The organism is Sphingobacterium sp. GVS05A (genome assembly GCF_019969845.1).
Taxonomy (GTDB): domain Bacteria; phylum Bacteroidota; class Bacteroidia; order Sphingobacteriales; family Sphingobacteriaceae; genus Sphingobacterium.
The window spans coordinates 983,299-995,884 of sequence record NZ_JAHXYR010000001.1 but is presented as its reverse complement, the minus strand read 5'-3'; the positions used below and the strand labels follow the sequence as shown (position 1 = coordinate 995,884).

The 12,586-nt window shown below is 38.8% G+C and carries 12 protein-coding genes and 1 tRNA gene; 9 read left to right on the top strand and 4 right to left on the bottom strand.

The window, feature by feature from the left end; translation table 11 throughout:
- Nucleotides 1–209 precede the first annotated feature (209 nt).
- From LC454_RS04285 to gap, 3 genes are all read left to right on the top strand, one after another.
- Nucleotides 210–1,304, top strand: coding sequence for an AI-2E family transporter (locus LC454_RS04285; protein WP_223579944.1), 1,095 nt, complete (start codon nt 210–212; stop codon nt 1,302–1,304).
- A gap of 236 nt (nt 1,305–1,540) precedes the next feature.
- Nucleotides 1,541–2,149 carry a TlpA family protein disulfide reductase gene (locus LC454_RS04280; protein WP_223579940.1) on the top strand — a complete coding sequence of 203 codons (609 nt, stop codon included), beginning with the start codon at nt 1,541–1,543 and terminating at the stop codon, nt 2,147–2,149.
- 6 nt (nt 2,150–2,155) lie between these two features.
- Complete coding sequence (gene gap / locus LC454_RS04275; protein ID WP_223579937.1) at nt 2,156–3,163, top strand: type I glyceraldehyde-3-phosphate dehydrogenase; 1,008 nt, start codon at nt 2,156–2,158, stop codon at nt 3,161–3,163.
- 243 nt (nt 3,164–3,406) lie between these two features.
- Here gap and LC454_RS04270 read toward each other — a convergent pair whose 3' ends face one another.
- Both LC454_RS04270 and LC454_RS04265 read right to left on the bottom strand, forming a co-directional pair.
- Nucleotides 3,407–4,186, bottom strand: a complete 780-nt coding sequence (locus LC454_RS04270; RefSeq protein ID WP_223579934.1) for a TIGR02757 family protein — start codon at nt 4,184–4,186, stop codon at nt 3,407–3,409.
- Between the two features lie 9 nt (nt 4,187–4,195).
- Nucleotides 4,196–5,230, bottom strand: coding sequence for a quinone-dependent dihydroorotate dehydrogenase (locus LC454_RS04265; RefSeq protein WP_223579930.1), 1,035 nt, complete (start codon nt 5,228–5,230; stop codon nt 4,196–4,198).
- Nucleotides 5,231–5,290: 60 nt separating this feature from the next.
- On the opposite strand from LC454_RS04265, the gene LC454_RS04260 reads away from it, so the two are divergent.
- The 3 genes from LC454_RS04260 (at nt 5,291) to LC454_RS04250 (ending at nt 8,152) form a co-directional block, all read left to right on the top strand.
- Complete coding sequence (locus LC454_RS04260; protein ID WP_223579928.1) at nt 5,291–7,210, top strand: ABC-F family ATP-binding cassette domain-containing protein; 1,920 nt, start codon at nt 5,291–5,293, stop codon at nt 7,208–7,210.
- A gap of 131 nt (nt 7,211–7,341) precedes the next feature.
- Nucleotides 7,342–7,414, top strand: a tRNA-Lys gene (locus LC454_RS04255).
- Between the two features lie 156 nt (nt 7,415–7,570).
- On the top strand, nt 7,571–8,152 hold the full coding sequence (locus LC454_RS04250) for a Crp/Fnr family transcriptional regulator (RefSeq protein WP_223579924.1): 582 nt from the start codon (nt 7,571–7,573) through the stop codon (nt 8,150–8,152).
- On the opposite strand, the gene LC454_RS04245 is transcribed toward LC454_RS04250, so the two are convergent.
- Nucleotides 8,153–9,181, bottom strand: coding sequence for an LLM class flavin-dependent oxidoreductase (locus tag LC454_RS04245; protein WP_223579921.1), 1,029 nt, complete (start codon nt 9,179–9,181; stop codon nt 8,153–8,155).
- A gap of 374 nt (nt 9,182–9,555) precedes the next feature.
- Between LC454_RS04245 and LC454_RS04240 the strand changes: the two genes are divergently transcribed.
- Together LC454_RS04240 and LC454_RS04235 are read left to right on the top strand one after the other, a co-directional pair.
- Entirely contained in the window at nt 9,556–10,131 is a 576-nt protein-coding gene (locus LC454_RS04240) for a Crp/Fnr family transcriptional regulator (protein ID WP_223579918.1), read from the top strand.
- A gap of 116 nt (nt 10,132–10,247) precedes the next feature.
- Nucleotides 10,248–10,922 carry an NADPH-dependent F420 reductase gene (locus LC454_RS04235; protein ID WP_223579915.1) on the top strand — a complete coding sequence of 225 codons (675 nt, stop codon included), beginning with the start codon at nt 10,248–10,250 and terminating at the stop codon, nt 10,920–10,922.
- Between the two features lie 184 nt (nt 10,923–11,106).
- Here the strand turns inward: LC454_RS04235 and LC454_RS04230 are convergent, their stop codons facing one another.
- On the bottom strand, nt 11,107–11,718 hold the full coding sequence (locus LC454_RS04230) for a hypothetical protein (RefSeq protein ID WP_223579912.1): 612 nt from the start codon (nt 11,716–11,718) through the stop codon (nt 11,107–11,109).
- A gap of 385 nt (nt 11,719–12,103) precedes the next feature.
- On the opposite strand from LC454_RS04230, the gene LC454_RS04225 reads away from it, so the two are divergent.
- Nucleotides 12,104–12,466: a hypothetical protein gene (locus LC454_RS04225; protein ID WP_223579909.1), complete on the top strand. Its 363-nt coding sequence runs from the start codon at nt 12,104–12,106 to the stop codon at nt 12,464–12,466.
- Nucleotides 12,467–12,586 lie beyond the last annotated feature (120 nt).

Genomic DNA, 12,586 nt, shown 5'->3' with positions numbered 1-12,586 from the left:
AGAGGAAAAGAGACCATTTTCCAGATAAACATTTCTATCCATTCGGGTGATCTTCAAGGCCCTACTCTCTCGCTTTACTGTCCTTAAAAAGAAATTAAAAAAATCATTGAAATTCTAAAAAAGTAAGTTTAATTTAACGATATAAAACATTTATAAAAAAATATTGTCATACGTAAAATAGAAATTAAAGCGGTACTTATTCCAGACACATGAAATACAAACAGATAAACAACAACTCCATTAACCAGATTATGCTTATCATCATTATTTTGCTGATATGCATTTTGATATTTACGAGTCTATTCTACTATCTTCCCGGCTTTTTGGGCGCGATAACATTATATGTCCTCTTCCGAAAAATCAATTTCAAATTAACAGAAGAGAAAAAATGGAACAAATCCGTCGCGAGTATATTGTTAATCTTGCTTACGATTATATTTCTAGTCGGACCATTGTATCTCTTGATCAACTATATGGTGCCGCAAGTGACTGATGCAATCAGCAATAAAAATGAGATTATGGAAAAATTTGATTCCATTAAAACCTATTTCAAAGATAGCCCATATCTCAGCAACATCGATCTATCGGACACGGCATTGATGGGTGCTCTTCAACGAGCGGCCAAGTTTATCCCCAACATCCTAAATTCCGTAGCTGAGGTAGGCGTAAATGTTTTAGTCGCATTATTTGTACTTTACTTTATGTTGGTCAGCAGCAAAAAATTAGAACAGGGTATATACAATGCTATTCCATTTTCCGAAGCGAGTAAAGCTGAATTGTGGAAAGAATTTGATATGATGGTTAAATCAAATGCCATTGGTATTCCAATCCTCGCGATCTGCCAAGGTATTGTCGCGGGCTTAGGCTACTGGTTTTTTGGCTTGGAAAGCCCCATTTTTTTAGGTATTCTAACAGCTGTTGCCACTATAATCCCTATTTTGGGCACGATGGTCGTTTATCTCCCCGCGGCCGTATTCTTGTTAGCAAATGGACAATCCGGTAACGCGATAGGGTTAGCACTTTATGGTATCATTATTATTGGAAGTATTGATAATATTCTTCGCTTTACAATTTTGAAAAAACTTGGAGATGTCCATCCCTTAATAACCGTTTTTGGTGTATTATTGGGATTAAATCTCTTTGGTATGTTAGGATTGATATTTGGTCCACTTATTCTATCCTGTGTAGGAGTCTTACTCAAGGTGTATAGCAATGAATTTGGTCGAAGTACACCGGAAATTATACAATCTACGACTTTGATAGAGCCCAATAGTCCCAGCAACACCACAGATACAACGGAATAGCATAAAATTAGGAGACATATTGCAGTGGGAAGCATCAAAGATGATAACCAGTAAACTGTCATAACTTGAGTTTGGACACTGCATAATCCCATTTTTTTTATAGTTTTGGTTCTTCGATGGCGTCATTGTGGAATGATCTATCTTCAGCTCAAGCTGAACGGTATAAATATATTCTGCTAGCGCGCCTGAAAAAGAATAACAAATCACTAAAACTGGTTTAAAATCAAAGGTAGTCTATGAACAAAAAAATAATCTTAGGAGTAACTGCTGTACTCGCGGCGGGCATGCTTTATTCATGTAACAACAAGGGCAATCAAAAGACAGCTGGTATAGAAAGTAGTACCGCAGAAAATCATGACCATGCGGTTCACGACCACACCGGTCATGATCATGCGCAAGCTGCCCCTACCCAGTCTTCTGGTCCGGCTGCAATTCTTCCTAATTTCACTTTTTACCAACTTCGATCCGGCATACGTGTCAGCAATGAGAATCTTGCTAAAGATAAGAATACAGTCTTCATCTTATTCGATCCGGGATGTAGCCATTGTCAGCATGAAGCAACTGAACTCGAAAAAAATATTGATCGCATAAAAGATGTCAATATTTTCTATATTTCCATGAATGATCCAGCATTGGTATTAGGATTCTTCGATAGCTTCGCACCAAAGCTATCCAAATCATCCAATGTGGAAGTCTTAATTGACAAAGATCAAACCTTTATCCAAAACATACATGTTCCTTCACAGTTCCCAGCAAATTATGTCTACGGTGCTGATGGAAAACTAAAAGCACATTGGGAAGGTGAGAAAAATATCAATGAGGCGATAAGCCAATTTCATAAATAAGCTGAAATGCTCAATATAGCGATAAACGGATTTGGACGTATCGGGAGAAATACATTACGTAATATTTTTCTTCGCGATGCTTTTGATCAATTGCAGGTGGTCGCCATCAATGATTTGGCTGATACCAAGACTTTGGCCCATTTATTCAAGTATGATTCGGTACATGGACCATTCTCTGGCACGGTCACACACGATGAACATCATATTATCGTGAATGGCCATTCTATTTTGGTGACCAATGAAAGAGATCCGGCCCTACTACCCTGGAAATCCTTGCATATTGATGTTGTTGTCGAATCTACAGGGCATTTTACGAACCGTGAAAAAGCAACGCTTCATCTAGCAGCAGGTGCGAAAAAAGTTATTATCTCAGCTCCGCCAACAGATAAGGATATTGCAACAGTCGTATTGGGGATCAACGATAATGCTGTCGATCTCTCGGCTTCGATCCTGTCCAATGCCTCCTGTACAACCAACAACGTCGCCCCAATGGTTAAAATATTGGATGACAATTGGGGGATAAAAGACGGATATATCACCACAGTGCACTCCATGACAGGAGATCAAAACCTACATGATGCACCACACAAAGATCTGCGACGGGCGCGTGCGGCCTCTTCGGCTATCATACCGACAACGACAGGTGCCGCCAAAGCAATTACCAATGTCTTTCCACATCTACAGAATAAGTTGGGTGGAGCGGGTATACGTGTTCCTGTGCTGAATGGTTCGTTAACAGATTTTACCTGTACGTTAGAAAAAGAAACAACGGTAGAAGAAATCAACAAAGCTTTTAAAGCTGCAGCGGAAAACGAATTAAAGCAGGTATTGTTTTATACAGAAGACCCAATCGTGTCTGTTGATATTATAAATAATCCCTATTCTTGTGTTTTCGATGCGCAATTGACTTCGGTTGTGGGTAGATTAGTGAAAGTTGTGGGTTGGTATGACAATGAATTTGGCTATTCCAATCGTTTGGTGGACCTCCTGATTAAGATTGACCAGCTTGTTTAATCCAACCAGTTGAAAATAAAGAAAGCCCGTATCCTAAAAATACGGGCTTTTTCTTTAAAACTTTTACAGACCTATTTGCAACGTATCAGCGCTATAGACCAAGTACAGATAAAGTAAGAGAAAAGCACCTTTCGCTTTGTTTAATATCAATCAATAGTTACTATCCCACACATGATTATTTCGATTATTCAGTATGCTAAGTGTACCGGTTTGTCACTTAGAGTACCCGTTGATTATATGCCCCTACAATTCCCGTTCTACCCCCAAGCCGAAAAGCGCAAAATCATATTTTACCGGATCATTGGGATCCAATAGACGAAGATTGCCCGTTAACTCTTGTGCGGTCTTCCAGTTGACTTTTTCCAAGGTAATCAGTCCAAATTTTCGCGCTACACGTTCAACATGGACATCACAGGGACAGATGAGATCTTTTGGTGACAAGCGGTTCCAAATTCCAAAATCAACCCCTTTATTATCCTTTCTGACCATCCAGCGTAAAAACATATTGATACGCTTGACAGTAGATTTTTGGGCCGGGCTACTGATATGTTTACGCGTCCGGTGCGGATAGTCCGGCAGCGAAAAGAAATAGGTTTTAAATGCATTCAGCGCCTGTTCCAAATCCACCTCTTTTACGGTCTCCTGCCCTACCAAAAAAGCATCTTCTAAAGACGCAAAGTGGCTATAGTGGTACCGAAAAAAAGCAACGAAATAAAGAATGTCCGTATCATTGAATGTACGATGCTTAAAACCAAGGAGACTCTTGAGGTCCTGATCGCTATGGTTCATGATATAATCATAAGGCGCGCCGTCCATTCTTTCAATCAGCTCATTACACTTATTGATAATAGTTTTACGTTGTCCCCAAGCCATTATAGACGCTAGGAACCCAGTAATCTCAATATTATTCTTGCTTGAAAATTGATGTGGAATGGATATGGGATCATTGGGAATAAAATTAGGTTGATTATATTCATCAACCTTTTTATCCAAAAAATCTTTTAAATTAAAATCTACTGCCATGGTCTTTGATTATCGTCCTGTCTGTAGTATACCTTTACAGATATTTGCGATCAATCCCGGACCTTCATAAATAAATCCGGTATAGACCTGAATAAGACTGGCACCGGCATCAAGTTTTTCAATAGCATCTTTGGCTGAATGAATACCACCAACACCAATGATCGGAAATGCTTTGTTGGATTTTTCGCTGAGGTAGCGGATCACTTCAGTTGAACGCTTGGTCAGCGGACGTCCACTCACCCCTCCGGCCTCTTGTATCAATTCCTGCTGGCTCTTTAAGCCTTCTCTTGAAATCGTGGTATTGGTCGCGATAACTCCCGCTATCTGTGTCTCCATGACGATCTCAACGATATCATCCAGTTGACTATCTGTTAGATCAGGTGCAATCTTAAGCAGAATTGGCTTGGGAGTCGGTTTTGCTTTATTCAGATCCTGTAGTGTGTTTAATATATTTTTTAAGGGCTCCTTTTCCTGCAAATCCCTTAAGCCCGGAGTATTTGGCGAACTGACATTGACAACAAAGTAATCTACATCATCAAAGAGTGCATTGAAGCAATAAATATAGTCGTTTACCGCTTCTTCGTTTGGTGTCACTTTATTCTTTCCGATGTTACCACCGATCAAAAGTCCTTTTCGGTCTTTTAGGTTCTTCAATCGGGTTGCAGCGACGTCCGCGCCCTGATTATTGAACCCCATGCGGTTGATTAGCGCTTCATCTGGTACGAGACGAAACATACGTGGTTTATCATTCCCCGGTTGTGGTTTTGGAGTGACGGTTCCAATTTCAATAAAACCAAAACCTAAATTAGTCATGTCGGAGATATATTCGGCATTTTTATCGAAGCCTGCCGCAAGGCCTACTGGATTTTTAAACTTCAGTCCAAATACCTCACGTTCCAAGCGAGGATCTTCTACTGTAAAAATAGTATTCAATAATTGCTTGGCACCCCAAATTTTTGAGAAGACATTCAATCCGCTGGTCACTTTATGGTGAGCCATCTCCGGATTCATTGTAAAGAATATAGGTTTGACTAATTTATACATAATTGCAAAGTTAGTCAAACAAGAAGAAATATTCATTACTTTTGTACTTTTGCATTTGAAATGATATCAATAAATAATTTAACATTTGAAATAGGATCCCGTGCGTTGTATGATGAGGCAAACTGGCACATCAAACCAGGTGATAAAGTAGGTTTAATTGGCGCCAATGGGGCCGGGAAATCTACCTTATTGCGTTTGATCGTTGGACAATATGCCCCAACTTCGGGAACAATTTCCATGGCAAAAGATTTAAAGATCGGTTACCTAAACCAGGACTTATTATCTTACCATTCGGATAAAAGCATTCTATATGTCGCTATGGAAGCGTTTGAACGCCAAAATCAACTACATGCCGAAATCGAAGACTTACTTGCGAAATTAGAAACAGATTATTCGGACGATATTCTCAATAGATTAAGCGATAGGCAACTGGAATTTGAAGCGCTGGATGGCTATAATCTTGAATTCAAAGCGCATGAAATCCTTGCGGGTCTAGGTTTTTCGGAAGAAGAACAAAAAAGGCCACTGGCTACATTTTCCGGGGGCTGGCGTATGCGTGTGATGCTTGCGAAAATTTTATTGCAGACACCGGATATTCTACTATTGGATGAGCCGACCAACCACATGGACTTACCTTCCATCAAGTGGCTTGAGAACTACCTACAGGCATTTGATGGGGCAATCGTCATTGTATCACACGATAGGTATTTTCTGGACCGCATCATCAAAAAGACGGTGGAGTCGCGTAAAGGAAAATTAACACTTTATGCAGGTAACTACAGCTTTTACTTGGAAGAAAAGGAGTTGAGAAACGAGCTACAGGCCAACCAGTTCAAAAATCAACAGGCTAAGATCAAACAGGAAGAACGACTTATCGAGCGTTTCCGCGCCAAAGCATCCAAAGCGAAAATGGCACAATCCCGGATTAAAGCTTTGGATAGAATGGAGAGAGTTGAAGATGTGGATGACGATAATCCAACGGTCAACTTTAGCTTTAAGTTTTCAAAACCTTCGGGTCGTCATGTGGTGACATTAGACAATATCTCTAAATCTTATCCGAACCTGGAGATCTTAAAAAATACCTCTGCGATTATTGAAAAAGGTGATAAGATTGCTTTGATCGGAGCAAACGGAAAAGGTAAGTCTACCCTACTCCGTATTGTGGCAGGCGCAGATAACGAGTTTGAGGGGAAATCGGAACATGGGCACAATGTGTCGCAAACGTTCTTTGCACAGCATCAGCTGGAGGCACTTCACCTCGAAAACTCGATCTTGGCTGAACTGCAGGCTTTTGCACCAAAACATACCGAGACCGAATTGCGTTCGATACTGGGTTGTTTCCTATTTACAGGCGACGATGCCTTTAAAAAAATCAAAGTATTGTCTGGGGGTGAAAAATCCCGTGTAGCCCTTGCTAAGGCATTGACCGCAGACGCCAACTTCCTAGCGCTCGATGAGCCTACCAATCACTTGGATATGCAGTCGGTCAATATTTTGATTCAGGCCCTACAACAGTTCGAAGGAACTTTTATCGTTGTTTCCCACGACCGCTATTTCTTGGATCACGTGGCTAATAAAATTTGGTATATCGAGGACAAGGAAATCAAAGAATATCCGGGTACCTATCAGGAATATGAAGAATGGGTTGCTAAGCGTGTTGTAAAAACAGAGGTAAAACCGGAGAAAAAAGTCAAAGAAGAGCCAAAGGTCAAAAAAGAAAAACAAGCGCCATCTGAAGACCGGACACGATTACTGAGCAAAAAGAATAAAGAGCTTGCTGCATTGGAGAAAAAAGTCGAAGAACAGGAAATATTGGTCAAAGATTTAGAATTGAAACTGGCTGATGAAGCTGTATATTCGGATGCGACTAAGCTACAGGAAACTACTCGCACGTACAATTCAGCTAAGGCCCAATTAACCCAGTATCAAGAGCAATGGGAGCAATTAGCTGAGGAAATTATGGAATTAGAAAATGATTAATTTTTTTGGCTTAAAATCAGCTTTTTAAGCAGACAGCTATGATTTTAAGCCAAAAAAATTTGCAAGAATAGGATTAAAGCCCTACTTTTGCATCACTTCAAACAAGGAACGATAGTTCAAAAAAGAAGTAGGATTCCGTAGCTCAGCTGGTAGAGCAATACACTTTTAATGTATGGGTCCTGGGTTCGAATCCCAGCGGGATCACAAAGAGAAAAGCTAATCGCAAGATTAGCTTTTCTTGTTTAACGGTATCAGGATTCGAAAGAAGGACTTTTAGCTAAGCTAATTTCATCATAGGGGACTTATGAAGGATTCATATTTTCAGTATATTTACCTTTAAGTTCGATAAAATAATAACTAATGTACAACACTTTAATCGAATATATCAATTCGCGGGTCTCAAGACCTTTGGCAGCGAGTGAAATTAACATTCTCAAAAACAATTTTGTACCGCATAAACTCAGAAAGCGACAGATCTTTTTACAGGAAGGTGATGTAAGTAACCATATTGGATTTCTTGTCAAAGGCTCCATGAAAAAATACAGTACAGATACCAAGGGTACCGAACACATAATGAGCCTCTATATTGAAGACTGGTGGGTCGTCGATCGCGAGAGTTTTGCAAAACTCACTCCTTCTTCCTTCAATATTGAGGCTTGTGAAGCTACTGATTTACTGATCTTAACAAAGAAAGCCGCAGAAGAAGTATTCTCCCTTCCGATAATGAGTGAACTCATACGCCAGTTGGATGAAAATTATTCTTTTGCCAGCCAAAAAAGAATCAATGCCGCCATAAGTATGACAGCTGAAGAACGATATAATATGCTTATTGATAACTATCCTGAATTTGTGCAGCGATTTCCACAACGCATGATTGCATCGTATTTAGGTATTACGCAAGAAACCATTAGCAGAATCCGTTCTAGAGCAGTCAAAAAATAATCAGGATTGATTTACCATAGGAATTACCTTTGTCCCGATTAATTCAATGGCTTTGAATATATCTTCTTTACTAAGTCCTGGATTGTCCATCTGAAACGTAAATCTTGATATACCACCCAATGCCTCACTATGTCGTAAAATCTTTTCGGCGACTTCTTCGGGATTACCAATAACGTACGCACCTGTGGGGTCGGCCTGGGCCTCAAACATTTCTCGTGTAGGAGTAGACCATCCTCTCTCTTTGCCGATCTTACCCATCATTTTCTGGTATCCTGGAAAGTAAATATTCTTCGCTTTCATTGTTGTATCCGCTACAAAGCCTAATGAATGTAGTCCTACTTTAAGTTTCTCCCTAGCATGTCCAGCTTTTTCTCCGGCCTCGTAATATAAGTCTATCAGCGGGCGGAAACGGTGGGTTTCACCTCCAATAACGGCCACCATCAATGGAAGCCCCAGTGCTCCAGCGCGTATAAAAGATTGCGGAGTTCCTCCTACTCCTATCCAAACGGGCAGCTGTTCCTGCACTGGTCTTGGATAAATGGCTTGTTGCTTTAGCTCTGGGCGGAATTTCCCCTTCCAGGTTATAGTTTCATTATCACGGATTTCAAGAAGCAATTTAATCTTCTCTTCGAAAAGTGCATCATAATCTTGGGTATTGAACCCAAATAAAGGAAATGAATCAATAAATGACCCTCTTCCGGCTACAATCTCAGCCCGGCCTTTGGAAATAATATCCAATGTTGCATATTCCTGAAATACCCTAACAGGATCTGCCGCACTTAGTACGGTAACCGCACTCGTTAGACGAATATGCTGAGTCCTTGCTGCCGCTGCTGCCAATATTACTGCAGGAGACTCATCCAAAAATTCCTTTCGATGATGCTCTCCCAGCCCAAAAATATGTAATCCGGCCTGATCCGCAAACGCTATCTTTGACAACAAAGCTTCCATAGCCATCATATTTTCCTCAGGACGCAACCCGTCATCATATGCGCCAGTGGCAATAAAACTATCTATTCCTATTTCCATGATTATTAATTTAGTCTTGTAGACTTTCCATTATTGAAAAGCTAACCAAATTTCTATTTTTTTGATGGTTCATAAAGATGATCTATGTCAAAAAGAATGCCGACAAATCTTAAAAAAATCTTCCATCGCAGTAAAAGAGACACAGACTCATAATCCACATCCTATTCCTAGTTTAGCATTCAACTAAAACAATGACCTCAGGCGGCTTCGATTCCTATTGGATTAACCCGTAAAGTGTTTTTATAGTCTTGCTGCCTCCGTGTACACGAAGGGTCGTCAATTTGGGTAGTAGGGCGCAAAAGAAGATTTGACGGAACTCGATCCAATTATTTCATTTTTGTATATTTAGAAGTAATTTAAAAAGCAATCATCATTTGGAAAATATAATAAACCATTTTGAAAAGTATCTTCCTCTTAATGATGAGGAGAAGCAGGCTTTGATGAGTCGTGTTACGGAAAGGAAAATAAAACGCAGACAGTTCCTGTTGCAAGAAGGAGACGTATGTAAGTACTTTACTTATGTGCAAAGTGGCTGTTTTAAAATGTATGGTGTGGATGATAAGGGTGTGGAACACAATCTTGTTTTTGCAGCAGAAGATGACTGGATTTCAGATATTGGTAGCCTTCACAAGGAACTTCCTTCTAAATTGTTCATAGAAGCAATCGAACCGTCTATCGTATTACAAATATCTAAAGGGGATCTGTGGTACTTATACAGCAACCATCCAAAGTTTGACCGCAACTTCCGTGTCATCATGGAAGATAAATATATCGAACTTCAAAATCGATTATTGCAGGCATTTAGCTCCACCGCACTCGATAGGTATGATCGTTTCATTACCCAATATCCACATTTAGCCAATAGGTTACCAAATACCCAAATTGCCTCTTATCTAGGCGTAACCCCCGAATTTCTGAGTAAAATAAAGAATGACAGATTTAAAAAATAGCTTTACCCTTAAACTATATTAAGGATATTTCTTAACTTATCTTATAAGCTTAGCTGAAATGTTTACCACAACTTTGTATTGTCAATAAAGGCAAATAACATTTAGAACATACAGCAATGAACACAACAAGTCAAAAAACAAAAGTCGCCATTATCGGTTTGGGAAACATTGGTAGAGCAATTGCCTATAATCTTGTAAAAGGCAACCATCCCGTTATTATTTCATCCCGCGAAATCAGTAAAGCGCAAAGTTTTGCTTCTGAGTTAGGCATTCTAGCGACAGCCGAACAAACAGCTAAAGCAATAGAAGATGCCGATGTAATCATTCCGGCCATCTACTTTGACAAAATCAAGGATTTTTTAAGTCAATACGCATCAAAATTAAAAGGAAAAATAATTATTGATGTTTCCAATCCCATTGCTCCTGACGGTAATGGAGGTTTCAAAAAAATTATTGACAAAGACATTTCTGCCGGTCAAGTCTTGTTGGATCTGATTCCAAAAGAAACACATTTTGTAAAAACATTCGGTACATTGGGAGCAAGTTCTTTGTCAGAAGCTGCGTTTACTGAACCTAAAAGAAAGGTTCTTTTCTATGCATCAGACAGCACAAACAGCCATAAACAAATAGAGGAACTCATTACAGATAGCGGTTTTGAACCATTACACATTGGTGGTATCAATCAGTCTATCCGTATCGAAGTATTCGGCGATCTACATGAATTTGGTGCATTGGGTAAAACCGTAACACTTGAAGAAGCCAAGAAGGCCCTCAACACACAAAATAGCTAAAACAGCTCCTTTATCCGCCTAAAAACGTTTCGTCACCGGTATCAATAGCCGCTACATAAGAAAAGCTAATCGTAATATTAGCTTTTCTTAACGGGTAATTCACCCGGTTTCTTTTGCACGTTATAGTCAATGGGTGGTTCGCTGTGTAGAGCGATACTGCAACAGATCTATATACAGGATTATTTTAAACTACATTCCAATTTTTATTTACAGTTATCTGGGGATTGCTTTGCAGGGCTTCGTCTACTAAATTTAGTACTTTAAGAACATTTCCGCTCAAACGAAAACGATATGTTTCTTGTGCGGTTTGAATTTTCACTGTAGCATTATACCCTTTGTAATGTGTTTGTGATACATGAATGCTTATTATATTCTTGAAAGCAATGGTCGTTTGCTGCAGGTTTGTAAAAAAACGAACCGCATCTTCTTTTACAATATAAGGTGGCATAAATTTCTCATAAAAAGGAGCTTTGTCGTTGTTTTTTATTAGCTTTTCCATGTCTTTTTCAGAAAGTGTCTTGATAAACTGTCGATAATTATCGGTATATTTTCTAATGAAAAGAATAGCTGGAATTACCATCAAGAGCAAACAGCAAAAAAATCCCAGGGCGTAAAGATAACTGTCAATTACCCTTGCATTATAACGATCTTCACCCAAAAGTGTCCTGCCATAAGATTCCGTTTCCATCATAGTACCAATAAAAAAAATGATGGGAAGAATTATGATTATTGACAACATAATGCCGATAATTATCCGACCACGGCGTTGTAGTTCATTTATGAAAAAATTATTCATTGCCTTTTCGATTATAATTCAAAGTTTTCATTATACCGCAAACGTAGTTTCTATTTGAATATTCACTATTTTTTAAACGGAGTGTCCAAACCAAAAAATCCATACGGACTTCCCTCCTGGTCTAGCGACAATCAAATTCTGCTTAAATGTATGTTATTTCTTATTACTGATAATTAAAATTTAATATTCGAATGCCCCAGTTTACAATTCGCATTAATGGAATATTTATTTGCACTGTTTACTTCTATTGGAAGCCGACAACAAGAGTACGACGGAAATAGTTAAAAAAACACGAAAACTAGTGATCGTATTTTATAAAATCCTTTTTATTTTATAAATTAAAAACCACCAAACAGCTAATTTTTAACAGAATAAATATTTTCATATGGATTTTTTATCACTTGAACCCTTTATCCCTTCTGGCAAGGATTTTCAAAAATCAAAGCTATTGTTCCAAGAGCTTGGTTTTTCAATAGCATGGGAAGAGGACAATCTTATCGGTTTTCAAAATGGAAATTGCAAATTCATATTGCAGCAATATGATAATGAAACATTCGCTCAAAATTTAATGCTAGTGGTTAAGATTGAAAATATGAATACCTTTTGGAGTGAGATAACCCAAAAAAAACTTTCAGAGAAGTTTGGCATCCCAGAAATTGGACTACCAATAAAACAACCATATGGTATAGAGGTCAACATTATTGACATTGCTGGAGTTTGCTGGCATTTTATTGAAGAGCAAATTTAAAATAAAGAAGAAAGATCGACTAGAAAGGTAAAAAAGATCGGACATAAGACAGATACCTGTTACAATTGCATTGCATAAGCCATTTTTCACTAAAATGAAAGCGATTTTTATTAAATTTGA

Bases quoted from the DNA above. Each gene is read 5' to 3' on its own strand.
- LC454_RS04260 (WP_223579928.1), top strand. From the start codon at position 5,291: ATGATATCAATAAATAATTTAACATTTGAAATAGGATCCCGTGCGTTG.
- LC454_RS04225 (WP_223579909.1), top strand. From the start codon at position 12,104: ATGGATTTTTTATCACTTGAACCCTTTATCCCTTCTGGCAAGGATTTT.
- LC454_RS04265 (WP_223579930.1), bottom strand. From the start codon at position 5,230: ATGTATAAATTAGTCAAACCTATATTCTTTACAATGAATCCGGAGATG.
- LC454_RS04270 (WP_223579934.1), bottom strand. From the start codon at position 4,186: ATGGCAGTAGATTTTAATTTAAAAGATTTTTTGGATAAAAAGGTTGAT.
- LC454_RS04285 (WP_223579944.1), top strand. From the start codon at position 210: ATGAAATACAAACAGATAAACAACAACTCCATTAACCAGATTATGCTT.
- LC454_RS04280 (WP_223579940.1), top strand. From the start codon at position 1,541: ATGAACAAAAAAATAATCTTAGGAGTAACTGCTGTACTCGCGGCGGGC.
- LC454_RS04235 (WP_223579915.1), top strand. From the start codon at position 10,248: ATGAACACAACAAGTCAAAAAACAAAAGTCGCCATTATCGGTTTGGGA.
- LC454_RS04230 (WP_223579912.1), bottom strand. From the start codon at position 11,718: ATGAATAATTTTTTCATAAATGAACTACAACGCCGTGGTCGGATAATT.
- LC454_RS04245 (WP_223579921.1), bottom strand. From the start codon at position 9,181: ATGGAAATAGGAATAGATAGTTTTATTGCCACTGGCGCATATGATGAC.
- gap (WP_223579937.1), top strand. From the start codon at position 2,156: ATGCTCAATATAGCGATAAACGGATTTGGACGTATCGGGAGAAATACA.
- LC454_RS04250 (WP_223579924.1), top strand. From the start codon at position 7,571: ATGTACAACACTTTAATCGAATATATCAATTCGCGGGTCTCAAGACCT.